Here is a 23,973-nt window from a genome sequence, read left to right as displayed (position 1 = left end):
AGGACGCACGTCATGTCGATTCTTTCGTTTTTGCTCGGCGAGAAAAAGAAGTCTGCGGCAGTCGCCAAAGAGCGTTTGCAGCTGATCATCGCGCACGAGCGTGCGGGCGGTCATCCGCCTGCCGATTATCTGCCCGCGTTGCAACGCGAGCTCGTGGCCGTTATTTCGAAGTACGTGAAGATTTCGGACGATGACATTCGCGTGAGCCTCGAGCGTCAGGACGACCTCGAAGTCCTCGAAGTCAAGATCGAAATTCCGCAAGCCTGATCAGCGTTTGCGCCGCGCGGCAGCGGTAGGTCGCGCGGCAAGCCGCTTCTCTCGTCGCCTTTCCTCCATCGGCGCCGATAAATAATCGGTTGCACTTTCGGCTGGCTCGTAATACGGCCGTTGTCGTCGCCGCGAAGGCCTCGCGCATTATAGGAATGACGCCACCCATTGGCGCATTCGACCAAGAGGCCAAGATGAAATCTTCCACTCGCTTATTGATTGCCGAACTGGTGCTGGCTGCTGCCGGCGTATTGACCGTCGCCGCTTCGGCCTCGGCCGCCGAGGTCATTCTTGTGCCGAGTGCGCCGCCGCCTTTGCGCGCTGAAGTCATGCCCGCGCCGCGCACCGGCTATGTCTGGGATCGTGGTCATTGGCGCTGGGATCACGGCCAATACGTGTGGGCTCCCGGCCATTGGCAGCGCGTGCGCGTCGGCTATCACTGGGTGTCCGGCCACTGGGCGCCGCGCGGCCCGAACTGGGTCTGGGTACCGGGCCATTGGCGCTAAGGAGTGCATATGAAAAGAACCCGCACACTGCTCGCGCTCGGGCTGCTGGCGATCGTGCTGGCCGGCTGCGTCGTCGTGCCGGCACGGCCTGTGTATTATCGGCCGGCGCCCGTGGTCATCTACTGACCCCGCGTCCGATGACGGACTGAACCGTCATCAAGCGCGCGGCGTATCGGACTGCGCCGCGCGTTTTGCTTCGCCATCCTCTTCTTCATCTTCGAACAGCGGTTCGAGCGCAGTCGGCGAATCGACGGCGCTCGTCTTGCCTTCGCCTGCCGGCGTCAGATAGCGTTGCGCCAGCGCCTCGTAAAGCGGTGGCGCGAACAGCCGCGAGACGCGGCTTGCAATGACCGCCGTCGCCATCAGCGAGATCACGAGCGCGTGACCGTTGATCATTTCCATCACGATGACGAACGACGTGATCGGCGACTGCGTGACGGCGGCCAGATAGCCGACCATCGCGAGCGCGATCAGCATCGGCAGTTGCAGGCTGCCGAACACGTGATGCAGCAGGTTGCCGAAGCCGGCGCCGATCGACAGCGACGGTGCGAAGATGCCGCCCGGAATGCCGGGCAGGTACGAGCCGACCATCGAAACCAACTTCAGAAACGGGTAGAGCAGCGGCAACTGTTCGCGAGCTTCGAGCAAGCCGCGCGCTTCGGCGTAGCCGCTGCCGAACGTCGTCCCGCCCGAGATCGAGCCCACGACCGCGATCACGAGCCCGCACAGCGCGCCGAACGCGACGGGCCGTTCGCGATGCATCCGCAGGAGCGGTGCCGGCAGCCAGCGCGAGGTGTGCAGCAGCAGCCAGCCGAAGCAGCCGCCGGCCACGCCCGTGACGAGCGCTGTGAGTACGACGGCCACGGCCAGCAGGTCGGGAAAGCGCGTGCCGATCTGAATCGTTCCGAAATACGTGTAGTTGCCGTTGAGCCCCAGCGCGATGACCCCCGCGACGATGATCGCCGTAATCAACACGCCGCTCGTGCGCGCCTCGAAGCTGCGCGTCAGTTCCTCGATCGCGAACACGATGCCTGCGAGCGGCGTGTTGAACGCAGCGGACAAGCCGGCTGCCGCGCCGGCCAGAATGAGCTGCCGTTCGATCAGCGTATTGGAGCGCGGGTAGAGGCGGCGCAGGTTGAACATCAGCGCCGCGCCGATTTGCACGGTCGGACCTTCGCGGCCGATCGTGAAGCCACCGAGGATGCCGAGGAACGACACGGCGATCTTGCCTGCGAGCAGGCGCGGGGTAAGCACGAGCGGACCCAGCGTCGACGTGCCTTCGTGCAGGGTGGCGATGACTTGCGGGATGCCGCTGCCTTCAGCGCCGCGGAAGAAGCGGCGTGTCGTCCACACCGAGGCGGCCCCGATGGCGGGCGTGACGATCAGCGCAAGCCACGCATGCTGATGCTGCATGGCGCGAAACGCGTCATAGCCCCAGTCGATGAGCCGCGCATAGAGCACGGCGACGAGTCCGACGGCGATCGCACCGAGCCAGAAGATGCCGTAACGTCGCCAGATCTGCCGTGCATGTCGGGCAACACTGGAGGAAGGAAGCGAGAGGCGCGGCATGATGCGTACCGAACAAAGAGGCCATTATACGAGCGCCGCGCCTGAGCTTTTTCCGAAACGCCTCGGATCGACACACGCATCTCGGGCACGCGCGTCGCATTACAAGCTTGTTAAATGTGTCGCCATTCATTGGATGGTCGATGACGACATGCACGTCGCACAGGCTCGTTGCGAGATGTTGCTCGCGCCTTGTAATACTTGCCCCTTCGGGGCTTACAAATTGCAACGCCCGTTTTGGGCAATCTCCTGTTCAATCAAAACTATCGCGCGCACTTGAATTTGCGCGATACACATGCGACAGGAGAATGATGATGAAACGCACGGCATTGACGTTGATCTCTGGGATCTTGCTGGCTGCCTCGCTGGGCGGCTGCGTGGTCGTCCCGGCGCCGGGGTATTACGGCTATTATCACGGCGGCGGGTACTACTACCGCTAAGGCCACGGCGGGCCGGCTGAATCGGACCGCGTCAAGGCGCGGTCACGACAGCATGGCTTCGAAGGCGATGACGGTGGCAATAGCCGCGAGATTCGCCAGCAGCGCTTCGAATACGATGCCGACCCACGTTTTCGGCTTGAAGCGCGTAGCCAGCAGCAGTGAGGCGAGCAGGGCCAGCGCGACGATTGCGACGAGATCAGCGTTGTGAATATGAAGGTTCATCGTCGACTCCCATGGGTTGTTTTTTTCGAGGATGGCGGCGCCTTCTTCACGTGCGCCGTGGGGCCAGTATAGGGACGCGACCAGGGCCGGCAAGACGGGGAAAGCCCCGATACGGCCCGCTGCCCGAGTCGCTCGACGAAATGTGGGCGCGTGCGGGAATTTTCCACGTACGCCAGGAACCAATCGTGCATCAAAGCCGATGCGACACGCGCGACACGATTGCGGGTGCCGCGAGCACACGAGGTCTGCCCGATGAATGCGTCTGCTGCACGTTCGGTCGAGGTCGATTTTTTGCGCGGGATCGTGCTGATCGTCATTGCGATCGACCACATTTCCGTCAGCGTGCTCTCGCACGCCATGCTGCACAGCTATGCGTACTGCGACGCAGCAGAGGTGTTCGTGTTCCTGGGCGGCTACGCATCGGCCGCGAGCTACGCTGCGATAGCCGCACGCCGCGGTGAAGCCGCGGCGCGGCGGCGCTTCTTGCGCCGTGCCTGGGAGATTTATCGCGCGTATGGCCTGACGGCGGCACTGATGCTCGGCTGCGGCCTGCTGTTGACGCTGTTGCCACTGACGTCGCCGCTCGTTGCGCTGACGGACTGGCCCACGTTCGCGCGTCATCCGCTTACTGTGCTGGCCAATATCGTCTCGTTACGCGAGCAGCCGTTTCTGTCGGCCGTGCTGCCGATGTACGTGCTGTTCGCGCTCCTCATGCCGTTGTCTATGCCGCTTGCGCGCCGCATGCCGCTAGCGGCATTCGTCGTCAGCCTGGGTGTCTGGTTCGGCGCGCCGTCGCTCGGATCGATGCTGCCGGGCGTGGGCAGTGGCGGCTGGCCGTTCAATCCGTTTGCCTGGCAACTGATGTTCATGCTCGGGATGCTGTGCCGACTGCATCCGGTGCCCGAGGACATGCAAGCGTCGAATATCGGCGACTGGCTGACGAGTGCGGCATTTGCCGTTGCGTTGTCGTTTGCTTTCGTCAAGCTATGCATCGACAGCAATCCGCAACCCGGCTTCATGAAGCAGAACCTCGCGAGCGTGCGCATCGTGAGCTTTCTGGCCCTCGCATGGCTCGCCGCGCAGACCGTGCGGCTAGGCTGGATGCGCGCGCTGGCCACCCGCCTGCCGGCCGTGGTGACGATAGGGCGGCAGGGCCTTGTCTGTTTCGTCTGTGGCACGCTGGTGTCGATTGGCGTCGATACCGCGCTGCGGCTCATGCATCTCGACACGATCTGGCTGCCGAGGCTGCTTGGCGACCTCGCAGCCGTGTTTGCGCTGATGCTGATTGCCCGCCTCGCCAGTCAGTTCAAGACGATGCGAGCGCGCGTCGCTGTGCCAGCTTCGACGATGCCCGTGGCGCCTGCGCGCGTATGCGTGCCCGAGCGCTTCGACGCGCGCCGTTGACGGGCCGGCTGCTGGCACGGCCCGTTATCTCACGTCACATTGCCGCGCCTCAGCTGAGCTGCACGTCGCGCGTCTCGCGGATCGACAGCACAGCGATGAGACTCACGGCTGCCGCCACGGACACATACCCGCCGACCCAGGCGAGTCCGCCACGCGCCGCGAGCATCTGCGCGATGTAGGGCGCCACCGACGCACCCAGAATGCCGCCGAGGTTGTACGACACGCCCGCCCCCGTATAGCGCACGGGCGTGGGAAACAGCTCGGGCAGCAGCGCACCCATCGGCGCGAACGTGACGCCCATCAGGAACAGCTCGATCGTCAGAAACAACGCGACGAGCGGTGTGGACCCGCTGCCGACGAGCGGCGCCATCGCGAAGCCCGAGGCGATCGCGGCAACGATGCCTGCGATCAGCACGGGGCGGCGGCCGAAGCGATCGCTGGCCCAGGCCGACAGCGGCGTCGCGAGCGCCATGAACAGCACGGCGAAGCACAGCAGACCGAGGAAGCTCTGCCGTGTGAAGTGCAGCGTCGACACGCCGTACGACAGCGTAAACACCGTCGAAATGTAGAACAGCGTGTAGCAGACGACCATCGCGAACGCGCCGGCGAGCGTCGGCTTGGCGTGGCGCGCGATCAGCGAGACGAGCGGCACGCGCACGCGCTCCCGGCGTTCGATGGCGGCGCGAAACGCGGGCGTCTCGGCGATCTTCATGCGCACGTACAAGCCCAGCGCGACGAGCACCGCACTTGCGATGAACGGCACGCGCCAGCCCCAGCTGCGGAACTGCTCGTCCGTCAGCGCCAGCGCGAGGCCGAAGAACAAACCGTTGGCGGCCAGAAAGCCGACCGACGGTCCCAGTTGCGGGAACATGCCGAACCAGGCGCGGCGGCCGGCCGGCGCGTTTTCGGTGGCGAGCAGCGCAGCGCCGCCCCATTCGCCGCCAAGGCCGATGCCTTGCCCGAAACGCAGGATGCACAGCAGAACAGGGGCAAGGCTGCCGATCGCGTCGTAGCCGGGCACGAAGCCGATCAGCGTCGTCGATACGCCCATTACGAGCAGCGAGGCGACGAGCGTCGACTTGCGGCCGATGCGGTCGCCGAAATGGCCGAACAGGAACGAGCCGATCGGCCGTGCGATGAAAGCGATGCCGAATGTGACGAAGGCCGAGAGTGCTTGCGCCGTTGCCGAGCCGTGCGGAAAGAACACCGGGCCGATCACGAGCGCGGCCGCGGTGGCGTAGACATAGAAGTCGTAGAACTCGATCGCCGTGCCGATGAAACTGGCGAAGACGATGCGCGAACGGCTCGATGTGTCGGCCGCTTCTGCAGGGGACGTCACGGCGGGCGAGGACGGGGATGTCGACATGAAGGAGGTCTCCCGGTTGTCTTGACGCGGTCTACCCGGCAGCGCACAAGCGAGCGAGCCGGCCGCGTCAGCTAATGAGTCGAGTCGGCGGTAAGGACACGTGTGTCGCGGCGAGGCGTGCGACAAAGCATGTTACAAGCGAAAAAGGCTTACAGGCGACGCACTCGCCCAACTCGATCAAGGGGGAGGGTGCGAGCGCGTCGGGCTCGCTGGTGGGCGGCCGGGTAGGCGCACACCGCGAGCATGGCCGGCTGATCCGGCGCGGGGTGGGCAGAATTATAGCGATTAGTGGGGACCGTACGCGCCCGAGCGCCTGTGCGGCCGCGCTCGCTTACGCGCGAGCGTCGGCGCACGAAGGCGGGCGGCGCTCGGTCCGTCAGTCGAGCACTTGGGCTTGCGGTGTGGCGAGCGAGCGCAACTGGAACTTGCCGTTGTCGTTGAACAGCCAGTCCTCCATGATTTCGACCTGCCCGCGTCCGTTCAGCAGCTTCGGCGGGGGCGGCGGCAACGGCGCGGCGCGGCGCAGCGTGGCGAGCGCCGTCGCTTCGGCTTGGTCGTCGCCGTTCGTGCGATAGACCGATGACGACACGAGCCGGCCGGCGCTGTCGACGGTGAACGAGACGACGACCAGCGAACGCAGCATCGCTTGCGGCGTGCCGTTCAGGACGTACGACGGGTTGCGCTCGACGATGCGGTGCGCGATGGCATTGCGATACTGGTCGAGCGTGTAGCTGTTGACGGCTGCCGGCGGCGGCAGCAAGGCCGCGGGTGGACGGCCGGGCGGCGTGAACGTGCAGGCGGTGGCGACCACGAGCGCGCCAAGCATGACGAAGCGCCTCGGCTCGCGGGCGCGTAGCGAGGGGAGGCGACGGAGATCGACATTCATGGCGCGGGCGACGGGCGTCGGACACTGGGATGCGATGCCTTAAGCGTAGTCAATCCGCAGCTTTTTGCGCATCCGGGTCGGCCCTGCCATGTGGGCGGACAAGCACGCCGCGCGGGCCTCGTGACGAAAACGTACGCAATCCGAAAAATGATGTGGTGGGAGCGAGATATCGCTACGCCTATGACGCGTGTCGCGGACCGCGTGGTGCGCGACACCGCCCGCGTTCAACCTTCAATAAACGATTAACGATTCGGACCACCAATGCGTGCCCATGTTGCCGGTGCCGTCGCGGATCCAGCTGTAGTCGCCCCAGCCTGTACCTTCGCCTGGCCAAGGATTCATGAAATAGAGCGTCGGCCCGCTGTCGTCGTAGCCGTCGAGCACGATGAAGTGACCGCCGCCATCGGGCCAGGTCCACAACACGACGACGGGGTTGCCGTTGGACAGCGCCGACGTCGCGGTGCTGTAGTTGAGTGCGCTGTCGTAGTAGTTCGAATCGCGTCTGCCGAGAGACCACACGATGCCCGAGATACCGGTTGTGCCGCTCAGAGCGTTGGGTGAGTTGGCCGAGTCGTTCCAGTCGAAGCTCGCTTGCTGGCACGCGTAATTGATCGAGTTGACCCAGTTGTCGATGCCGCATTGCGTCGTCGAGACGCCGCGGTAGGTCAGAATGGCATTGGCGTCGGCTGCCCAGCACCATTCGCTGTGCTGCTGCGCGACGATGGGGATGTTGAGTGACTGCGACGCCGCGATCGCGAGCGGCGCGAGCACCGAGCCGACGGCGGCGGCAACGAGCCTGACAAGAGCACGCTGTTTCATGAGAGTCCCTCCGTGTATGGCTCAGTGGGTGAAGCGCAAATCGTGCATGCCACGGCGCACGCTCTCGCGTAGTGCCGGTGCCACGTCCGTCTCCGACAGCGCGACCGGGCTCGCTGACAGCGTATGGCTCGTGGCCGTGTCTGCCGGCGAATTGCCGAGCATCATGCGCGCGCTGAGTAACGGTACGTACTGCGGAGTGACGGTGCTGAGGGTGCGATCGGTCGGACTCGAAGGGGTGACTTCGATGAAGTCGGCCACGCCTTGCTGGCTGCGCACGAAGCGCAGGCGCGCGGGTGGCGATGTGCTCCGATAGCGGCCGACGACGGTCATGACCTCTTGTGCGAGTTCGTTGCCGCCGGCCTCGACCATCTTCCACTGTCCGTGCGTCGAGGCGACCGTTACGAGGCCGATGGGACGATTCGCGAGCATGACGACGAAGCGCCATTGACCGCTCTCGCGTGTACTTGCGTCGATACTGTTGCCGGCGAGCAGGGCGTTCGGATCGACGAGCTCGACTTCGAAGCCATAGCCGATCACGGCATCGCGCAGCAGGCGGCTATCGTCGACGGCGAAGATGCGGGTGGCTTGCGCGGCGTGTTGCGGCAGCGAGAGACGGGTGGTCAGAACCGCCAGGCCTTCCTCGGCTGCGCGACGTTGCGGCGTGCCGGCCACGAGCGCGATTGCGCCGGCGGTGGCAGTGGTGGTGGGGTTCGACGACGCGGGCGTGCCAGACTGCCCTATAGCTGGGAATGCGATGAGCATCGCCAGTACGGGCAACCACACTGCACGCGATTGCAATATCGACATGTCGAGGCTCCTTGTTATCAATTCTGAAAGCCAATGCATTCGAATCGCGAGATTTAATTATAAGGACTACATAATAAAAGAATCGAATGCCCGTTCGTTTTGGATGGAACACCTCCAATCTATCGGAGGCAGTTCCGTCAACCTGATCAATGAAGCAGGTCGTGCGGCGTTAGAAGCGTAGTACGCGGTTGCGCTAGAGGGTAGGGCGCCTACAGGAAGTGGTAGGCGAGGGAGGGTGTGTGATGCGGGGAGGCCTGCGTTATTTCGTAGAACCGACGTCTGTTCCCATGTCGACTTCCTTTATCGACTCAGGCGTCAAGCCAATCCGATCGTTGAGGTCACGCCAGCCTTGCGGTGTGACTTCGATCGCGCGCGAGGCTTTCGCACGCCGCAGCCATCCCTTCGTACAAAGCAGAGAGAGGAACGCGTTGCCAAGCGGCCCGGCAAGATGGTGCTGTCGTTCCGTCCAGTCGAGGCATTGACGCGCGATGCCGTGGCGTCCCGGTTTCAAGGCAGCGACGTCGAGCCCCAACTCGTCGAACCACGCCGCACCGGCCGGCGTGACTTCGAATTGCTTGTCGGTGCTGGTTGCAAGAAAGCCCTGGCTCGTCAGGCGCTGTGTGATGGCGACACCGACCTGTCCCGCCAAGTGGTCGTAGCAACAGCGGGCAAAGCGCAACCTTTGCGCCTCGCGGCTGGGCAGCTTGCGGCGCACCGTTCGCTTCGCGCCCACCGTCGCGAGGTTTTCGAGCAGCGTCGCGACCTGCGCATCCGCGAGTCGGTAATAGCGGTGGCGGCCTTCCTTTTCAACCGCTATCAGGCCGCCATCCAGAAGCTTGGCGAGATGGCTGCTGGCGGTTTGCGGGGTTACCCCTGCCGCGTAGGCCAACTCGCCCGCAGGGCGCGCGCGGCCGTCGGCCAAGGCCATCAGCATCGCGGCCCGTGCCGGATCGGCAATGAGGAATGCCGTGGCGGACACGCTAGGTTGAACGTCCATTTGCATCTCCGGAATTTTCGTCAAGCGTAACGCGATTTTATGGTCGCACGATTCGATGCGCATCGAAGCATTTGGCTTCCTTCATCCCGGATACTGGCCCCGTACAACACCGGATACTTTGGGAGAACCGCACGGATGGACAATCGCGACCTGCAACGTCGAGTGCTGTTGGCAACGAGCATCAGCTACGTCGTGGTCATTCTCGACACGTCGATCGTCAACGTTGCCTTGAAATCGATCGCTGGCTCGCTCGCGGGCGGCGTGGCCGGCCTGCAGTGGGTCGTCAATGCCTATACGCTGACCTTCGCGAGTTTGCTGCTCTCGGGTGGGACGCTCGGCGACCGGATGGGCGCGCGCAACGTCTACGTGACGGGTCTCGCGTGCTTTACCGCCGCCTCGGCGCTTTGCGGCATCGCGCCCAGCCTCGCGGTGCTGATCGCGGCACGTATCCTGCAGGGTGTCGGCGCAGCGCTGCTCGTCCCGGCATCCATGGCGCTCATCAATCGCGTCTGTTCAGATACGCGCGAGCGCGCGGCCGCATTCGGCGTATGGGCTGGGCTGGGCGGTGTAGCCATGGCTGCAGGGCCGTTGCTTGGCGGCGTGCTGATCGGTCTCGTCGGCTGGCGCAGCATCTTTCTGCTCAACGTGCCCATCTGTTTCGCCGGCATCGTCATGGCATCGCGTGTGGCACCGCAGGCGCCAGCCGGGATCGCGCGGCGCTTCGACGTGGCCGGTCAGGTCAGCGCGATCGCTGCGCTGGCGTTGCTGAACATCGTGGTCATCAGCGCGCCGACGTACGGGTGGCGTTCGCCGATCATTGTCGCGGGATTGTTGGCGGCGCTCGTGGCAGGCGGTGCCTTCGTCGCACTCGAAGCGAAGCGCGATGAGCCGATGATGCCGCTGGAGCTTTTCACCCGTCCTGCTTTCCGGGCGGCGGTTTTCGTGTCGATGGTTTCGGCGTTCACGTTCTACGGGTTGATGTTCGGTCTCAGCCTGTACTTTCAGCAGCAGCGTGGCTACACGCCCATGCTTGCCGGACTGGCGTTTCTGCCGCTGACTGTCGTTGTGCCGTTTGGCAGCCTCGTCTCGAGACGCGCGGTTGCGCGACTGGGGCTGCGTACGCTTGTGGCGGGTGCTGCGTTGCTCGCGGCGAGCGGATATTGGGGACTGCTGGTTATCGGCCCGGCTGTACCCTATTGGGCTTTCGTGTTGTCGTTGCCGGCTGTGGGGCTTGCTGCAAGCCTCATTACGCCCGCGACGACGGCTGCGCTCATGGCGTCGGTCGAGAACCGTCGTGCAGGGATTGCGGCAGGTGTGCTGAACTCCGCTCGGCAAACCGGCGCCGCGCTTGGGGTGGCGATTTCCGGCAGCTTGATTGCCGTGTGCTCGTCGATCGCCGATGGCGTACGGGCGGGGCTCGTCGTTGCGGGTGCGATGTCGATCGCGGCAGGTATCGTATGGTGGAAGGCGTTGGCGCGAACGTCGGGTGCGGGGGAGAGCGTGGCTGCGGGCGCCATTGATTGACTGGCCCACCATAGCGCGACGTGGCGCTAGGGTGGGCCCGCCTGGCTTACTTGTGGTCGGCGTTTGCGAATTCCGCTGCTTGCTTGAGCTCCTCGTTCGCCTGGACGAGGAGTTGGCGCGCCTTCTCGGCATGCCCGCCGAGGTCCCACTCATTTGCCTTCTGCGCATCCTCGACACGCTTGTTCGCCTGGTCGACGAGGTGCTGCGCGGCACGCAGATTGGGGTGCTTGTGACCGACGTTCTGCGGCGGGGTCTGCGCGAACGCGGCAGAGCAGCACAGGGCAGCGGCGAGAACGGCGGTGGTCGAAACGAAACGCTTCATGACTTTCTCCTTGACGGGACACGTTGAGCAAGCAGCGAGGTGAGCCGCCATGCGTGGTGGTGTGCCGGCGTACCGTGATTCAGGTCGCCGCGCCTCCCTGTAACGAAGCGCGGTTGCCGGGCGTTGACCCCGGATTGAAACGGCGTATTACACGCTATCTCCGCTTTGCCCAGCGAAAGTAACAAGCGATCAATACGACGGTCACCGCGTCCACGGCGCCAAGGATGGGTAGTGGGTTAGTCCACTTATCCATGTTTGTCGTTCTTGAATAATACGGGGCGCCGCTGCCATAGGCTTCGATCAGGTTGATCGCGTTGAAGGCGACGACCATCGCCAAAATCACGAGCAGTGATGCACCGGACAGCACATGACGGATATGTTGCTTGTTCATTGCGGAAAGTGGACGGTCAAGAGGGCTGTTTGACCGCCAAATTGCAGTTTCCTGTTGTCCTGATACAGGTAGGCAGAAATAAAAAACGGGCCAAGAGGCCCGTTTTTGCATGTCTGTGGCGGAGGGCGTGGGATTCGAACCCACGAAGGCCGTAAAGCCTTGCCGGTTTTCAAGACCGGTGCATTCAACCGCTCTGCCAGCCCTCCGAGGGGTGCGATTGTAACTCGAAAATTCGATCGCCTCGCGCACCCGTGCAAACTTACCCCTCGCGATCGTTCAAAAAGAGCCCCTGCAGGTCGTTCAGAAACCGCTGCCCGAGCGGCGTCGGCGCGATGCGCTCGTAATCCCGCGCGATGAGCCCGCGACGTTCAGCCTCCTGTAGCGCAGGCTCGATCGACGTCATCGTCAGGCCCGTCCGCTCGACAAAACGATGCACAGGAAAGCCCTCGACCAGCCGCAGCGCATTGAGCATGAACTCGAACGGCAAATCGTGCGGCCCGACCTCATGCTCTTCCTGCACCGGCGTACCCGCGCGGGCTTGCTCCATGAACGTCGCCGGATGCTTGTAGCGCGCTTGCCGCACGATGCGGTGCGCAAACGACAGCTTCGTATGTGCGCCTGCACCAATGCCGAGATAATCCCCGAAGCGCCAATAGTTGAGGTTGTGCTTGCACTGCCGATGCGGCTGCGCATAGGCCGATACTTCGTAACGCGTATAACCGGCCGCAGCCGTGCGCTCGTGAATCCAATCCTGCATGTCGGCCGACGCATCATCGTCGGGCAGGGCCGGCGGAAACTTCGCGAACAGCGTATTGGGCTCGAGCGTGAGGTGATAGAGCGACAGATGGGGCGGCGCGAACGAGAGCGCCGTCTCGATGTCGGTCCGGCACTCCTCGAGCGTTTGCTGCGGCAGCGCGAACATCAGATCGAGGTTGAAGTTGTCGAAATGCCGCGCAGCGATTTCGACGGCACGATGCGCGTTTGCGCGATCGTGGATGCGGCCCAGCGCTTTCAGATGCGCATCGTTGAAGCTCTGGATGCCGACCGACAAGCGGTTCACGCCGCTCGCCCGAAACTGCGCGAACTTCTCTGCCTCGAACGTGCCAGGGTTGGCTTCGAGCGTGATCTCGGCATCGGCATCGAGCGGCAGCAGCGCACGGATGTCCGATAGCAGACGATCGAGGCCACGCGCCGACAACAGGCTCGGCGTGCCGCCACCGATGAACACCGTATGCACCTGGCGGCCCCAGATCAGCGGCAGCGCATGCTCGAGATCGGCGCGCAACGCGTCGAGGTATTCGTCTTCGGGAAAGCGCTCGCCTTGGCCCTTGTACTCGTGCGAATTGAAATCACAGTAAGGGCACTTCCGGACGCACCAAGGGAAATGCACATACAGTGCCAGCGGCGGCAGCGAGCTCAGGCTGATGCCGCCCTGCGCCAGGAATGCTTGGACGATGCCGGCACGCGTGCCGACTGGATGCGACGAACTCACACTTCCTCCACCAGGCGCGCCAACAGCACGCGCAACGCAAGTGCCCGATGACTGCGTGCATTCTTCACCGCAGGCTCGAGCTCGGCCGCGCTCGCCTGAAGTTCGGGCAGATAAAAATACGGGTCGTAGCCGAAGCCGTTCGCGCCGCGCGGCGCATCGAGCATTTCGCCGTGCCAGCGGCCTTCGGCGATGAGCGGCTCGGGGTCGTTCGCGTGCCGCACGAGCGCGAGCACGCAGTAGTAGTAGGCGCGGCGGTCGGCGTGGTCGTGCAGCGCCTCGACGAGGCGCGCGTTGTTCGCGGCATCGCTCTTCTCGCCACCTGCAAGCTGTGCATAGCGCGCCGAGTAGACGCCGGGCGCGCCGCCGAGCGCGCGCACGCACAGGCCCGAATCGTCGGCGAGGGCGGGCAGGCCCGTCAGCTGGGCGGCGTGGCGTGCCTTGGCCAGCGCATTCTCGACGAAGGTCGGATGCGGCTCCTCGGCCTCGGGCACGCCGAGCGTGCCTTGCGCGACGAGCTCGATGCCGGCCGCGTCGAGCAGCGCGGCGAACTCGCGCAGCTTGCCCGCGTTGTTCGACGCGAGCACGACGCGCCTGAGCGGGCCCGGCATGGCGTCAGCCGCGTGCTCGCCGTTCGATGCGTGCGTTCGCTCAGTCACGCTTGATCTCCAGTGCCGCCTTTTGCTTCTCGATCAGCGTGGCGATGCCGGCCTGCGCAAGATCGAGCAGCGCATTCATCTCGGTGCGCGAGAAGGGCACGCCCTCGGCAGTGCCCTGGACTTCGACGAAGCCGCCCGCACCCGTCATCACGACGTTCATGTCGGTATCGCAGCGCGAATCTTCTTCGTAGTCCAAATCAAGCACCGGCATGCCGTCGTACATGCCGACCGAGATGGCGGCCACGTAGTCGGTGATCGGCGTCGTCTCGATGCGCCCGGCGGCGAGCAGCTTCGACACCGCGTCGTGAGCCGCAACGAACGCGCCCGTGATGCTGGCCGTGCGCGTGCCGCCGTCGGCCTGGATCACGTCGCAATCGATGTGCACCGTGCGCGGGCCGAGCAGTTCGAGATCGAACACGGCACGCAGCGCGCGGCCGATCAGGCGCTGAATCTCCTGCGTGCGTCCGGTCTGCTTGCCGCGCGCTGCTTCGCGATCGCTGCGCGTATGCGTGGCACGCGGCAGCATGCCGTATTCGGCCGTGAGCCAGCCTTGTCCGCGATCGCGCAGGAATTCGGGCACGCGCTCGACGACGCTGGCTGTGCAGATCACTTTCGTGTCGCCGAATTCGACGAGCACGGAGCCCTCGGCGTGCTTCGTGTAGTGGCGCGTGATGCGCACGTCGCGCAATGCGTCGGCGCGGCGTCCGCTCGGACGTTGGACGATGTCGGTCATGGTCGGGGAAATCAGGGAGGCAGGGAAACCGCTATTTTAGCGCCCATCGTCTGCCCGCATCGCGGGTGCGGCGATGGCCCCCGGCACTTGCCTGCGCCGTGCCCGTGCCATGCCGGGCGCGACAGGGCAATCGGGCAAAAATGGGATAATGCGCGTTCAACGCCAGGGTGCCCGAGAGGAGCGCCTGGCGGCTCGACCAACCGGCCGGAGACGGCCCCAATCGCGAGACGGACGATGATTTACAGCATGACAGGCTACGCGAGCGCAACGCGCGAACTCGCGGCCGCAGGCGCTACCGGTGGAGGCATCAGCGTATCGGTGGAGCTGCGCACGGTGAATTCGCGTTTTCTCGATCTGAATTTCCGCATGCCTGAAGACGTGCGCGTGTGCGAACCGACGCTGCGCGAATTGCTGATGAACAAGCTCTCGCGCGGCAAGGTCGACATCCGCATCAACCTGCAACGCAGCGAGCAGACGTCGAACGCCGGCACGTTGAACACCGACGTGCTCGCGCAACTCGCCCAACTCGAACAAGCGGTGCTCGAGTCGTTCCCGGGCGCCGAGCGCATGCGAACGGGCGAGATTCTGCGTTGGCCCGGCGTGCTGGCCGAAAGCAACGTATCGCCCGAGGATCTGCGCGAGGCGGTGCTCGTGTGCGGCCGTCAGGCCGTGACGGAACTCATCGACGTACGGGCGCGCGAAGGCTCGCAGCTGGCGACGATGCTGCTGACGAACGTCGCCGAGATGGAAGCGATCGTGCAGCGCATCACGCCGCTCGTGCCGGAGCTCATCGCCAAGCATCAGCAAAAGATCGTCGAGCGCCTGCAAGAGGCACTCGGCATCGCCGCGCCCGATGCCGCTGCGACGATCGTCTCGCGCGAAGAGATCGCCGAGCGTATTCGTCAGGAGGTGACGATGTACGGCATCCGCATCGACATCGCCGAGGAGCTCTCGCGCCTTACCGCGCACCTGAACGAGACGCGTCACGTGATCGAGAAGGGCGGCAAGGTCGGCAAGCGGCTCGACTTCATGATGCAGGAGCTCAATCGCGAGGCCAACACGCTAGGCTCGAAGGCCGCGGCCAAGGAACTCGCCGATTCGTCGATGACGTTGAAGCTGTTGATCGAGCAGATGCGCGAACAAGTGCAGAACCTGGAGTAATTGTCCCGATGACTGATAGCACGCATGACACCGGCGCCGCGCGCAACGCGCCGCGCAATCCCTACGCCGGGGTGTATCCCGGCAACCTGTTCATGGTCGTCGCGCCGTCCGGTGCCGGCAAGTCGACGCTCGTGAATGCGCTGCTCGCGCAGGATCCGGCCATCCGTCTGTCGATTTCGTACACGACGCGCAAGCCACGTCCCGGCGAGCTGGACGGCCAGCACTACCACTTCACGACCGTCGACGACTTCCTCGAGCGTCATGGCCGCAGCGAGTTTCTCGAGAGCGCCGAGGTGCACGGCAACTACTACGCCACGTCGCGTCTGTGGATCGAAGAGCAGATGAAAAGCGGCCATGACGTGCTGCTCGAAATCGATTGGCAGGGCGCGCAGCAGGTGAAGAAGCAGTTTCGCAATGCGGTCGAGCTTTTCATCCTGCCGCCGTCGCTCGACGCGCTCGAAGAGCGCTTGAAAAAGCGCGGCCAGGATGAGCCGAACGTGATCACGCGGCGCTTGCTGGCCGCCGGCAGCGAGATGGCGCACGCTTCCGACGCGGAGTTCGTGATCATCAACGAGCACTTCGAGCGCGCGCTCGCGGAGCTGCAGTGCCTCGTGAACGCGACGCGTCTGCGCTTTGCGTCACAATACTCGCGACATACCGAGCTCTTCGTCGAGTTGGGCATTCATCTGCCGCACGCCGAGTGAGGATGGACGCTTGCGTACATAAGGTAGAATGAGCAACATATTGAGAAGGAATTCCTGAACATGGCCCGCATTACCGTTGAAGACTGCCTGAAGCAAATCCCGAATCGTTTTGAACTGGCGCTCGCCGCAACGTATCGCGCCCGCCAGCTCGCTCAAGGTCATACGCCGAAGATCGAGAGCCGCGACAAGCCGACCGTTGTTGCGCTGCGCGAGATCGCGGCGGGCCAGGTCGGTCTCGAGATGTTGAAGAAGGTACCGGTCTGAAAGGTTTCGCGCGAAACGCGGAGTGCTCCTAAGTAGCGCTTCGCGGTTTCGCTGCCATACCCAGGTCCGCCGTCACCCGTCCAGCACGCTCGAAATTCGGAGGCGAAAATGAGCACCACCCCATCGTCCGCCTCCGCATCCTCCTCCGCGGCCGTGCATCTCGAGCACGAACACGAAGCACCGGGCGCCGCGCGCAAGTACATCGATGCGGTTCTCGAACAGTCCTTTCGCCATCTGTTCGGCCCGACCGCCACTCCCGAGCAGCCCCGCAAGCATGACGTCGTTTCGATCGCGAAGCTCACGTCGATGCTGGCCGGCTATCTGAGCCCGGAAGAGATCAAGCAGGTCAAGGCTGCATTCCACTTCGGCGACGAAGCGCACCTTGGCCAGTATCGCCAGAGCGGCGAGCCCTACATCACGCACCCGGTCGCCGTCGCCGAAACCTGCGCGGGCTGGAAGCTCGACGCGCAGTCGGTCATGGCCGCGCTGCTGCACGATGTCATGGAGGACCAGGGCGTCACGAAGACCGAGCTCGCCGAGCGCTTCGGTCCGAAGGTCGCCGAGCTCGTCGACGGGCTCTCCAAGCTCGACAAGATGGAGTTTCGCAATCGCGAGGAAGCGCAGGCGGAAAACTTCCGCAAGATGCTGCTCGCGATGGCACGCGATGTGCGCGTGATCCTCGTCAAGCTCGCCGACCGGCTGCACAACATGCGCACGCTCGGTGCCGTGCCGCCCGAGAAGCGCCGCCGCGTCGCGCGCGAGACGCTCGACATCTACGCACCGATCGCCCACCGGCTGGGTCTGAACAACACCTATCGCGAGCTGCAGGACCTGAGCTTCGCGAACTTCAACCCGAACCGTTACGCCACGCTCGAGAAGGCCGTGAAGGCCGCGCGCGGCAATCGGCGCGAGGTCGTCGGCAAGATCCTCGAATCGGTGCAGCGTGCGATTGCCGATGCGCAGATCGAAGCGGAAGTCACCGGCCGCGAGAAGACGATCTTCAGCATCTACAAGAAGATGCGCGACAAGCAATTGTCGTTCTCGCAGGTGCTCGACGTGTACGGCTTTCGCGTCGTCGTGGGCAGCGCGCTGGAATGCTATACGTGCCTCGGGGCGCTGCACGCGCTGTACAAGCCCGTGCCGGGCAAGTTCAAGGACTACATCGCCATTCCGAAGGTCAACGGCTACCAGTCGCTGCACACGACGCTGGTCGGTCCGTTCGGGGCGCCGATCGAATTCCAGGTGCGCACGCGCAAGATGCACGAGATCGCCGAGGCCGGCGTGGCCGCGCACTGGCTTTACAAGAACGGCGGCGCCGATCTGAACGATGTGCAGAAGCGCGCGCACCAATGGCTCAAGTCGCTGCTCGATATCCAGAGCGAGGCCGGCGATTCGAGCGAGTTCCTCGAGCACGTCAAGATCGACTTGTTCCCCGACGCGGTGTACGTGTTTACGCCGAAGTCGAAGATCATGGCGTTGCCGCGCGGCTCCACAGCGCTCGATTTCGCTTATTCGATCCATAGCGATCTCGGCAACCAGTGCGTCGCCGTCAAGATCAACAACGAACTGCTGCCGCTGCGTACCGAACTCAAGAGCGGCGATATCGTCGAAGTCATCACCGCGCCGTACTCGAAGCCGAACCCGGCCTGGCTCGGTTTCGTGCGCACAGGCAAGGCTCGCTCGGCCATTCGTCACTATCTGAAGACGATGCGCCTGAACGAGTCGGTGCAACTCGGCGAGCGGCTCGTCGACCAGAGCCTCAAGGGCTATGGACTGTCGCTGAACGACGTGAGCCCGGAGATCTGGGAAAAGCTCGTGCAGTGGACCGGCAACAAGAACCCGCAGGAAATCTTCGCCGACATTGGTCTGGGTCGCCGCGTGGCCGCCGTGATGGCCAAGCGCATCGAAGTGCTGATCAGCGGCCGCGATACCGACGACGAGCATCCGCGCGCGGAGCACGCCGCGGGCTCGCATGCGCCGCCCGTCGTCATCACGGGCACCGAGGGCATGTCGGTGCAGCTGTCGGCGTGCTGCCGACCGATTCCGGGCGACGACATCATGGGCTATATCGGTATCGGGCTCGGCATGGCCATTCATACGACCGATTGCCGTGTCGCGCAGCGCATCCATCGCCGCGACCCCAGCCGCTGGATCGACGTGGCTTGGGCGCCGCAACCGGGGCGCCTGTTCGATGTCGCGATCAAGGTGCTCGTCAAGAACGTGAAGGGCGTGTTTGCCCGCGTGGCGGCCGACATCACGTCAGCCGACGCGAACATCGTGCACATTGCGATGGACGAGGACTTGTCGCAAGAGTCGACGATGCTGCGCTTCGTGATTCAGGTCAGCGATCGCGTGCACCTTGCGAATGTGATGCGCCGCGTACGCACGAATCTCGATGTCATGCGTATCGCGCGTGAACGGCCGAGTGAGGAGGGGCACCATCGCAATGACGGTGGCATGCGCATCGAGCGCGAGCGGGCCGATTACTGATTGGTGAGGGTGGAGCCGCCTGCCGCGCAAGGTTTGATGCGGGCGGGCGGTTTGCTAGCGCTAGCGCGACGCACCGGCGTATGTGCACGTAGCGCTAGAGAAAGGAAAGCGGCGGCACAAAAGCAAAGGGCCTTCCGATTGGAAGGCCCTTCGACATAAATGGCGCGGCTGGCAGGATTCGAACCCACGACCCCTTGGTTCGTAGCCAAGTACTCTATCCAACTGAGCTACAGCCGCACGCAAAGCGGTACTACTTTGACACAGAAGCGCCTTCGGTTGGGAAGACTCTCAAAATAAGTGGCGCGGCTGGCAGGATTCGAACCCACGACCCCTTGGTTCGTAGCCAAGTACTCTATCCAACTGAGCTACAGCCGCACGCAGAAGTGAGATTATAGCAAAGTTTTCGGGGAAGGGAAGATGTTTGATGACTTTCTTGTGATGAACGGGATCGTGTACGCTTAAAGATTGATTGGATTGCGGTGGTTGGCATCATGAACAAAGCCTTTGTCAAAGAGTCGAGCGACGACGCCGACGATGATCTCGATGTCGGGCAGCCTGCGATACCGGCTGGCGCGAAGAACTACATTACGCCCGCAGGGCACAAGCGGTTGCGCGACGAGTTGCTGCATCTGATCGACGAGGCGCGGCCCGAGGTCGTGCGGCTCGTCTCTTGGGCTGCATCGAACGGCGATCGCTCGGAGAACGGCGACTACATCTACGGCAAGCGGCGCCTGCGTGAGATCGACCGGCGCATTCGTTTTTTGACCAAGCGTCTCGATCTGGCCGAGGTCGTCGACAGCAGCAAGCAGGAAAACGTCGACCAAGTGTTTTTCGGCGCGACCGTCGACTATTCGACGGAAGACGGGGAGGTGCATACGGTCACGATCGTCGGCGTCGACGAGGTCGACCTCGATCTGGGGCACGTCAGCTGGATTTCGCCGATTGCGCGTGCCTTGCTGAAGGCGAAGATCGGCGATGGGGTGACGCTGCACACGCCTGCCGGACCCGAGCAGATCGACGTGCTCGACGTGCGCTATCCGGCTGCGGGCTGATTTAGACTCGTGCTTCGGCTGGTGCGTCGACTTGCACGTCGATGCGCATAAAAAAAGGCGCCGCAAGCGGCGCCTTTGAATTTACTGCTGAGTCTTCAGTTCGTATTAGATACCGAGACCGTATTAGAAGCGGTGACGGATACCGGCGTTCACAACGACCTGCTTGCTGTTCGACGAAGCAGCCAGGTTGTTGATTTCGGCGGTGACGCCCGTGCCGTTTGCAGCCACGTGCTGGAATTCACCCGACAGGTACACGTCCGTGCGCTTGGACAGCAAGTAGTCCGTTTGCAGGCTGAACTGGTTCCAATTCGGGCTTTGGCCACCGATTCGGCCAGCCGTGTACGTGTACGCAGCCGAGAGGCTCAGCGCCGGCGTCAGCATGTAGCGGCCGTTCACTTCATAGTTGGTGAAGCGGACGCTGTTGCCGCCCAGCGAGGTCTTCACGCCGCCGGCGGAGAGTTGCGTGGCGTTGCTCAGGCGCGTTTGGGTGATCACCACGCCAGCCGTTGCCGGCCCGAACGTGTAGTTCACGCCTGCACCGTACGTGCGTTGACGGCCGGCCATCAGCGTTTGGCTGTCGTTGACCACCGAACCGCTCGCGTTCGCGTTCGCAACCGTGGTCGGATTGTCGTTGTCGAGTTGCAGGTAAGCAGCCGCGACGTTCAAGCCACCGTAGTTATACGAAGCGCCGAAGCTGTACAGGCGGTTGTTTGCAAACTGACCGGCCGTGTTCGAGAACGAGTACAGGCCGCCGAACTTCAGACCTGCGTAGTTGGCGCTCGAGAACTTGACCGCGTTGTTGACGCGGAACGTGTTGTTCAGGTTGTCGTTATCGAACGGGTGTGCGAACTGCGTGCCACCATATTGCGTGCCCGTTGCCGACAGCGGCGCGAGATAGTCGACGACGCTGTCATATTGACGGCCGAGCGTAACGCTACCGAACTGGTCGCTCGCCAGGCCGACGAACGCTTGACGGCCGAACTCGCGGCTGCCTTGACCCAGCGAGCCATCATTGATCTTGAAGCCGTTTTCCAACACGAAAATGGCTTTCAGGCCGCCGCCCAGGTCTTCGCTACCACGGATGCCCCAACGGCTGCCGTTGATCGTGCCGCTCGACTGTTGCCAGTTGGCGTGGCCACCTTGGTTGTTCGTGTAGGTGATGCCCGCGTCGATCAAGCCATACAGCGTGACGCTGCTTTGTGCGTGGGCCATCGTCGCGAAGACGCCGGTGAGGGCGCCGACCAGAAGAGTCTTCTTCATCTTTAAACACTCCAGAACGGGAAATTTGTTTACTGCTTCGGAGACGCCTGTGGCCGGTGTAGCGCGATGCCGGTGGCTCCGCAGGGGACGTGCAGGTACGTCTAATCGTTACACGCCATTTCCGAACGGGGCTGAGTGTAAGAGATGTTACGGGTCAGGAGGCTATTTCGTTTTGTGCAATATTGTATTTTTATTTGCGAAACGCCTTGGAAATAGCTAAAAATCCTTACAAATCAATGGATTGTGACCATTTTTGTGATGTCGATCGCCGCGCTCGCGATTCTTGCTGTTGCATTTAAGACACAGCAAGCAGCGCGATTATCACAAGAATGAGTCTGTTTTGTGACGGATTATTGAAGTTTTAGAGATAGTGTCCGTCGCGGCCGCCGTGGGCCTATTCCATTTGCGTCTATACTGCCGGTTCTGCCTTTCAAGCAGACTTTTTCATCTGAAAAAGAGTCTCCAGACCTTGGCGCGGCTTCCTGCCGCGCTTTTTTTATTTCTAGCCGTCAGCTGTATGGATTGCAATGACTTCAATGTGAACGTCGTTGAATTCGTCGATCACGGGGCGACGGAATAGAAGATTGGTTTTCTTCAGAAAACGGTACCGCCCAATCTTCCATTACATAATGCCGTGCGTCCATCGGCGAGGCCAACAGATTCTGCCAATGATCGCCATGCCAAAAAGGGTCAATATCCAATAGAGTGGAGACCTCTTTCGTCGGATTAATTCGTGCCGGTGTAGCATGCACCCACCGCCCGAGGCGGGCGGCGAAACGTCTGAGAATTGCGATCGGCATAGCGATCTCCGGCGGATTTCTGCTATCGAAGATCATCGCCGCCCGGCCTCCACCAAGCAACCCCGGATTACTACTTACCTTTCGTAGGGGTTGGGAGGTCGGTATATTTTTCGCGGCCGGTCATTTTGTTGAAGTCGTTCAGGTAATAATGACTCTCACTTGGCCATTTTGTCTCATCGGATGCGTAATGATTGGACGCTATCGGCGTTAAATGAAAAAGTTCTTGACGGGTACTTGTTCTTACATTTATAAAAGCAGCGCCGGATTTACCCAGTGTTCGTGTTGCAGGTAGAGAGACTGTGGTGCGGCTCGTGAGAGTTCGGGGTTCGGTTGGGGGCGCTGCCCGTCTATTAAAAATTTCGAGGGAATCTGTACTATGGAAACTGGTATCGTCAAATGGTTCAACGATGCTAAAGGCTTTGGCTTTATTACATCCGACAAGGGCGGCGAGGATTTGTTTGCGCATTTCTCCGAAATTCAAGTCGAAGGCTTTAAGTCTTTGAAGGAAAACCAACGCGTCCAATTCGACGTGAAAACTGGCCCGAAGGGCAAGCAGGCGGCGAACATTCGTCCGATCTGATTGCTATCGCGGCGGGCCGCGATCTTGCCCTTGCGCGAACAAGGGGGCGCGGCCGAGCATCGTTCAGCAGGCGCTCGTGGTGCATACTTCGTCCATCGAAGCACCCGAGCGCCTTTGTTCATGTCTGATCAGTATTTGCCGAGCCCGGCAATCGATACGCCCATCGTCTTCGTCGACCTCGAAACGACCGGAGGCTCCGTTACGGACCACCGGATCACCGAAATCGGCGTCGTGGAAGCCGGCCCGCAGGGTATCTCGCGCTGGAGCACGCTCGTCGATCCCGGCCAGCCCATCCCACCTTTCATCCAGCAGCTCACCGGCATCACCGACGACATGGTGCGCGGCGCGCCGACGTTCGCGGCGATCGCGCCCGAGTTGCTCGAGCGCCTGAACGGCAAGCTGTTCATTGCGCACAATGCAAGTTTCGATCGCGGCTTTCTACGTACCGAGTTCCGGCGCGCGGGTCTGGCCTTCAACCCCGACGTACTGTGCACGGTGCGGCTTTCACGTGCGCTTTCTCCGGATGAGAAGCGACACGGCCTCGACGCGCTGATTGGGCGCCATTCGCTCATACCGCTTGCACGTCACCGTGCGTTGGCCGACGCCGACCTGCTGTGGCAGTTTTGGCAGTGCCTGCACAGTCTGTGGCCCGTCGATGTCCTGCGCGAGAAAATCGAGCGCACCGTGCGTCGTTACCGGATCGCCGGTGAGATCACCGAGGATTTCATCGACACCGCTCCAGCCGGCTGCGGCGTGTACGCGTTCTATGGCGAGGCGGACGCGCCGCTATTCGTAGGCCGCAGTGTCCGCCTGCGTCAGCGCGTGCGTGCGCATCTGGTCGGCGAGCGCCGTTCCGCGCGTGAGGTGCGCCTGGCGCAGCAAGTGCGGCGTGTCGAATGGCGTGCAACGGGAGGGGAGCTCGGCGCGTTGCTGGCCGAAGCCCAGTGGGTCGCGACGCTGCGCCCCGCGCACAATCGTGTGCCGCGCGTCAGCCGTGGGGACCCGACCGACGCCCCGTGGCCGTTCGACGGCCCGATCGCGATCGAAGAGCGCGAGGAGGACGAGGGGGCAGGCCTCTATCATGTCGTCGACCGATGGCGCTATCTGGGTTCGGCCGCATCGCTCGAGCAAGCCACCGAGCTCGCGGCTGCGCATGTCGAGCCGGCCTTCGAGCTCTCGACCTACCGCATCTTGCAGAGTCATCTCGCACGCGGGTTGCGTGTGACGACGCTCGCAGGGCGGGGTGCTGCCGCCGTCCTCTAAC

The 23,973-nt window shown here is 63.0% G+C and carries 26 protein-coding genes and 3 tRNA genes; 12 read left to right on the top strand and 17 right to left on the bottom strand.

The genetic code is table 11. The annotated features are described in order from the left end of the window. The first annotated feature begins 12 nt into the window (after positions 1-12). Complete coding sequence (minE, locus tag D7S89_RS06655; RefSeq protein WP_102608594.1) at positions 13-267, top strand: cell division topological specificity factor MinE; 255 nt, start codon at positions 13-15, stop codon at positions 265-267. Between the two features lie 194 nt (positions 268-461). Continuing rightward, positions 462-773, top strand: a complete 312-nt coding sequence (locus D7S89_RS06650; RefSeq protein WP_121277330.1) for a YXWGXW repeat-containing protein — start codon at positions 462-464, stop codon at positions 771-773. A gap of 156 nt (positions 774-929) precedes the next feature. Here D7S89_RS06650 and D7S89_RS06645 read toward each other — a convergent pair whose 3' ends face one another. Then, positions 930-2,342, bottom strand: coding sequence for a chloride channel protein (locus tag D7S89_RS06645; protein ID WP_121276808.1), 1,413 nt, complete (start codon positions 2,340-2,342; stop codon positions 930-932). Positions 2,343-2,653: 311 nt separating this feature from the next. Between D7S89_RS06645 and D7S89_RS28120 the strand changes: the two genes are divergently transcribed. Then, complete coding sequence (locus tag D7S89_RS28120) at positions 2,654-2,779, top strand: hypothetical protein (RefSeq protein ID WP_281273082.1); 126 nt, start codon at positions 2,654-2,656, stop codon at positions 2,777-2,779. Between the two features lie 42 nt (positions 2,780-2,821). Here D7S89_RS28120 and D7S89_RS06640 read toward each other — a convergent pair whose 3' ends face one another. After that, a complete protein-coding gene (locus D7S89_RS06640) occupies positions 2,822-3,001 on the bottom strand; it encodes a hypothetical protein (protein ID WP_121277329.1) in 180 nt (59 codons plus the stop codon). A gap of 252 nt (positions 3,002-3,253) precedes the next feature. Here D7S89_RS06640 and opgC point away from each other — a divergent pair, with 252 nt between their 5' ends. Beyond that, entirely contained in the window at positions 3,254-4,405 is a 1,152-nt protein-coding gene (gene opgC / locus D7S89_RS06635) for an OpgC domain-containing protein (protein ID WP_121276806.1), read from the top strand. A gap of 49 nt (positions 4,406-4,454) precedes the next feature. Here the strand turns inward: opgC and D7S89_RS06630 are convergent, their stop codons facing one another. The 5 genes from D7S89_RS06630 to D7S89_RS06610 all read right to left on the bottom strand — a co-directional run bounded on the left by D7S89_RS06630 (position 4,455) and on the right by D7S89_RS06610 (position 9,280). Next, positions 4,455-5,771 carry an MFS transporter gene (locus tag D7S89_RS06630; RefSeq protein WP_121276804.1) on the bottom strand — a complete coding sequence of 439 codons (1,317 nt, stop codon included), beginning with the start codon at positions 5,769-5,771 and terminating at the stop codon, positions 4,455-4,457. A 376-nt stretch (positions 5,772-6,147) separates the two neighbouring features. Continuing rightward, the gene (locus tag D7S89_RS06625; RefSeq protein WP_245982773.1) at positions 6,148-6,597 is read right to left on the bottom strand and encodes a TonB family protein; all 450 of its coding nucleotides are present in this window, start codon (positions 6,595-6,597) and stop codon (positions 6,148-6,150) included. A 291-nt stretch (positions 6,598-6,888) separates the two neighbouring features. Beyond that, the gene (locus D7S89_RS06620) at positions 6,889-7,476 is read right to left on the bottom strand and encodes a C39 family peptidase (protein WP_121276800.1); all 588 of its coding nucleotides are present in this window, start codon (positions 7,474-7,476) and stop codon (positions 6,889-6,891) included. Between the two features lie 21 nt (positions 7,477-7,497). Next, positions 7,498-8,283: a hypothetical protein gene (locus D7S89_RS06615; protein ID WP_121276798.1), complete on the bottom strand. Its 786-nt coding sequence runs from the start codon at positions 8,281-8,283 to the stop codon at positions 7,498-7,500. Positions 8,284-8,542: 259 nt separating this feature from the next. Further along, on the bottom strand, positions 8,543-9,280 hold the full coding sequence (locus D7S89_RS06610; RefSeq protein ID WP_121277328.1) for an ArsR/SmtB family transcription factor: 738 nt from the start codon (positions 9,278-9,280) through the stop codon (positions 8,543-8,545). A gap of 135 nt (positions 9,281-9,415) precedes the next feature. Between D7S89_RS06610 and D7S89_RS06605 the strand changes: the two genes are divergently transcribed. Next, positions 9,416-10,804 (top strand): MFS transporter, encoded by a 1,389-nt coding sequence (locus D7S89_RS06605; RefSeq protein ID WP_121276796.1) that lies wholly within the window; start codon positions 9,416-9,418, stop codon positions 10,802-10,804. A gap of 46 nt (positions 10,805-10,850) precedes the next feature. Here D7S89_RS06605 and D7S89_RS06600 read toward each other — a convergent pair whose 3' ends face one another. From D7S89_RS06600 to rph, 6 genes are all read right to left on the bottom strand, one after another. Further along, the gene (locus D7S89_RS06600) at positions 10,851-11,126 is read right to left on the bottom strand and encodes a hypothetical protein (protein WP_121276794.1); all 276 of its coding nucleotides are present in this window, start codon (positions 11,124-11,126) and stop codon (positions 10,851-10,853) included. Between the two features lie 154 nt (positions 11,127-11,280). Further along, a complete protein-coding gene (locus D7S89_RS06595; RefSeq protein WP_121276792.1) occupies positions 11,281-11,517 on the bottom strand; it encodes a hypothetical protein in 237 nt (78 codons plus the stop codon). A 116-nt stretch (positions 11,518-11,633) separates the two neighbouring features. Then, positions 11,634-11,723 (bottom strand) — tRNA-Ser (locus D7S89_RS06590). A gap of 53 nt (positions 11,724-11,776) precedes the next feature. Next, positions 11,777-12,973, bottom strand: coding sequence for a radical SAM family heme chaperone HemW (gene hemW / locus D7S89_RS06585; protein ID WP_245982771.1), 1,197 nt, complete (start codon positions 12,971-12,973; stop codon positions 11,777-11,779). A gap of 32 nt (positions 12,974-13,005) precedes the next feature. Continuing rightward, a complete protein-coding gene (rdgB, locus tag D7S89_RS06580; RefSeq protein WP_121276788.1) occupies positions 13,006-13,617 on the bottom strand; it encodes an RdgB/HAM1 family non-canonical purine NTP pyrophosphatase in 612 nt (203 codons plus the stop codon). 40 nt (positions 13,618-13,657) lie between these two features. Next, a complete protein-coding gene (gene rph, locus D7S89_RS06575; RefSeq protein WP_121276786.1) occupies positions 13,658-14,398 on the bottom strand; it encodes a ribonuclease PH in 741 nt (246 codons plus the stop codon). Positions 14,399-14,632: 234 nt separating this feature from the next. Here rph and D7S89_RS06570 point away from each other — a divergent pair, with 234 nt between their 5' ends. The 4 genes from D7S89_RS06570 (at position 14,633) to D7S89_RS06555 (ending at position 19,017) form a co-directional block, all read left to right on the top strand. Next, the gene (locus D7S89_RS06570) at positions 14,633-15,559 is read left to right on the top strand and encodes a YicC/YloC family endoribonuclease (RefSeq protein ID WP_121276784.1); all 927 of its coding nucleotides are present in this window, start codon (positions 14,633-14,635) and stop codon (positions 15,557-15,559) included. 8 nt (positions 15,560-15,567) lie between these two features. After that, positions 15,568-16,263, top strand: a complete 696-nt coding sequence (gmk, locus tag D7S89_RS06565) for a guanylate kinase (RefSeq protein WP_121276783.1) — start codon at positions 15,568-15,570, stop codon at positions 16,261-16,263. 60 nt (positions 16,264-16,323) lie between these two features. Continuing rightward, the gene (rpoZ, locus tag D7S89_RS06560; RefSeq protein WP_006400783.1) at positions 16,324-16,527 is read left to right on the top strand and encodes a DNA-directed RNA polymerase subunit omega; all 204 of its coding nucleotides are present in this window, start codon (positions 16,324-16,326) and stop codon (positions 16,525-16,527) included. A 108-nt stretch (positions 16,528-16,635) separates the two neighbouring features. Beyond that, complete coding sequence (locus D7S89_RS06555; RefSeq protein WP_121276781.1) at positions 16,636-19,017, top strand: RelA/SpoT family protein; 2,382 nt, start codon at positions 16,636-16,638, stop codon at positions 19,015-19,017. A gap of 160 nt (positions 19,018-19,177) precedes the next feature. On the opposite strand, the gene D7S89_RS06550 is transcribed toward D7S89_RS06555, so the two are convergent. Continuing rightward, positions 19,178-19,254, bottom strand: a tRNA-Arg gene (locus D7S89_RS06550). 61 nt (positions 19,255-19,315) lie between these two features. Beyond that, positions 19,316-19,392, bottom strand: a tRNA-Arg gene (locus D7S89_RS06545). Positions 19,393-19,508: 116 nt separating this feature from the next. On the opposite strand from D7S89_RS06545, the gene greB reads away from it, so the two are divergent. After that, positions 19,509-20,069: a transcription elongation factor GreB gene (gene greB, locus D7S89_RS06540; RefSeq protein WP_121276779.1), complete on the top strand. Its 561-nt coding sequence runs from the start codon at positions 19,509-19,511 to the stop codon at positions 20,067-20,069. A gap of 123 nt (positions 20,070-20,192) precedes the next feature. Here greB and D7S89_RS06535 read toward each other — a convergent pair whose 3' ends face one another. After that, complete coding sequence (locus tag D7S89_RS06535; protein WP_121276777.1) at positions 20,193-21,329, bottom strand: porin; 1,137 nt, start codon at positions 21,327-21,329, stop codon at positions 20,193-20,195. 533 nt (positions 21,330-21,862) lie between these two features. Continuing rightward, positions 21,863-22,129 carry a hypothetical protein gene (locus D7S89_RS06530; RefSeq protein ID WP_121276774.1) on the bottom strand — a complete coding sequence of 89 codons (267 nt, stop codon included), beginning with the start codon at positions 22,127-22,129 and terminating at the stop codon, positions 21,863-21,865. A 376-nt stretch (positions 22,130-22,505) separates the two neighbouring features. Between D7S89_RS06530 and D7S89_RS06525 the strand changes: the two genes are divergently transcribed. After that, positions 22,506-22,709, top strand: a complete 204-nt coding sequence (locus D7S89_RS06525) for a cold-shock protein (RefSeq protein ID WP_121276772.1) — start codon at positions 22,506-22,508, stop codon at positions 22,707-22,709. 120 nt (positions 22,710-22,829) lie between these two features. Further along, a complete protein-coding gene (locus tag D7S89_RS06520) occupies positions 22,830-23,972 on the top strand; it encodes a 3'-5' exonuclease family protein (RefSeq protein WP_121276770.1) in 1,143 nt (380 codons plus the stop codon). Position 23,973 lies beyond the last annotated feature (1 nt).

Origin of the sequence: Trinickia fusca, from assembly GCF_003628145.1 — a bacterium.
In the GTDB taxonomy this organism is placed as follows: domain Bacteria; phylum Pseudomonadota; class Gammaproteobacteria; order Burkholderiales; family Burkholderiaceae; genus Trinickia; species Trinickia fusca.
This window is presented reverse-complemented; position numbering and strand designations above follow the sequence as displayed.

Bases quoted from the DNA above. Each gene is read 5' to 3' on its own strand.
- D7S89_RS06615 (WP_121276798.1), bottom strand. From the start codon at position 8,283: ATGTCGATATTGCAATCGCGTGCAGTGTGGTTGCCCGTACTGGCGATG.
- D7S89_RS06535 (WP_121276777.1), bottom strand. From the start codon at position 21,329: ATGAAGAAGACTCTTCTGGTCGGCGCCCTCACCGGCGTCTTCGCGACG.
- greB (WP_121276779.1), top strand. From the start codon at position 19,509: ATGAACAAAGCCTTTGTCAAAGAGTCGAGCGACGACGCCGACGATGAT.
- D7S89_RS06525 (WP_121276772.1), top strand. From the start codon at position 22,506: ATGGAAACTGGTATCGTCAAATGGTTCAACGATGCTAAAGGCTTTGGC.
- D7S89_RS06570 (WP_121276784.1), top strand. From the start codon at position 14,633: ATGATTTACAGCATGACAGGCTACGCGAGCGCAACGCGCGAACTCGCG.
- D7S89_RS06625 (WP_245982773.1), bottom strand. From the start codon at position 6,597: ATGCTTGGCGCGCTCGTGGTCGCCACCGCCTGCACGTTCACGCCGCCC.
- D7S89_RS06630 (WP_121276804.1), bottom strand. From the start codon at position 5,771: ATGTCGACATCCCCGTCCTCGCCCGCCGTGACGTCCCCTGCAGAAGCG.
- D7S89_RS06640 (WP_121277329.1), bottom strand. From the start codon at position 3,001: ATGAACCTTCATATTCACAACGCTGATCTCGTCGCAATCGTCGCGCTG.
- D7S89_RS06605 (WP_121276796.1), top strand. From the start codon at position 9,416: ATGGACAATCGCGACCTGCAACGTCGAGTGCTGTTGGCAACGAGCATC.
- D7S89_RS06530 (WP_121276774.1), bottom strand. From the start codon at position 22,129: ATGCCGATCGCAATTCTCAGACGTTTCGCCGCCCGCCTCGGGCGGTGG.
- rpoZ (WP_006400783.1), top strand. From the start codon at position 16,324: ATGGCCCGCATTACCGTTGAAGACTGCCTGAAGCAAATCCCGAATCGT.
- minE (WP_102608594.1), top strand. From the start codon at position 13: ATGTCGATTCTTTCGTTTTTGCTCGGCGAGAAAAAGAAGTCTGCGGCA.
- gmk (WP_121276783.1), top strand. From the start codon at position 15,568: ATGACTGATAGCACGCATGACACCGGCGCCGCGCGCAACGCGCCGCGC.
- D7S89_RS06620 (WP_121276800.1), bottom strand. From the start codon at position 7,476: ATGAAACAGCGTGCTCTTGTCAGGCTCGTTGCCGCCGCCGTCGGCTCG.
- D7S89_RS06520 (WP_121276770.1), top strand. From the start codon at position 22,830: ATGTCTGATCAGTATTTGCCGAGCCCGGCAATCGATACGCCCATCGTC.
- rph (WP_121276786.1), bottom strand. From the start codon at position 14,398: ATGACCGACATCGTCCAACGTCCGAGCGGACGCCGCGCCGACGCATTG.
- D7S89_RS06600 (WP_121276794.1), bottom strand. From the start codon at position 11,126: ATGAAGCGTTTCGTTTCGACCACCGCCGTTCTCGCCGCTGCCCTGTGC.
- D7S89_RS06650 (WP_121277330.1), top strand. From the start codon at position 462: ATGAAATCTTCCACTCGCTTATTGATTGCCGAACTGGTGCTGGCTGCT.
- D7S89_RS28120 (WP_281273082.1), top strand. From the start codon at position 2,654: ATGAAACGCACGGCATTGACGTTGATCTCTGGGATCTTGCTGGCTGCC.
- rdgB (WP_121276788.1), bottom strand. From the start codon at position 13,617: ATGCCGGGCCCGCTCAGGCGCGTCGTGCTCGCGTCGAACAACGCGGGC.
- D7S89_RS06555 (WP_121276781.1), top strand. From the start codon at position 16,636: ATGAGCACCACCCCATCGTCCGCCTCCGCATCCTCCTCCGCGGCCGTG.
- opgC (WP_121276806.1), top strand. From the start codon at position 3,254: ATGAATGCGTCTGCTGCACGTTCGGTCGAGGTCGATTTTTTGCGCGGG.
- D7S89_RS06595 (WP_121276792.1), bottom strand. From the start codon at position 11,517: ATGAACAAGCAACATATCCGTCATGTGCTGTCCGGTGCATCACTGCTC.
- D7S89_RS06610 (WP_121277328.1), bottom strand. From the start codon at position 9,280: ATGGACGTTCAACCTAGCGTGTCCGCCACGGCATTCCTCATTGCCGAT.
- D7S89_RS06645 (WP_121276808.1), bottom strand. From the start codon at position 2,342: ATGCCGCGCCTCTCGCTTCCTTCCTCCAGTGTTGCCCGACATGCACGG.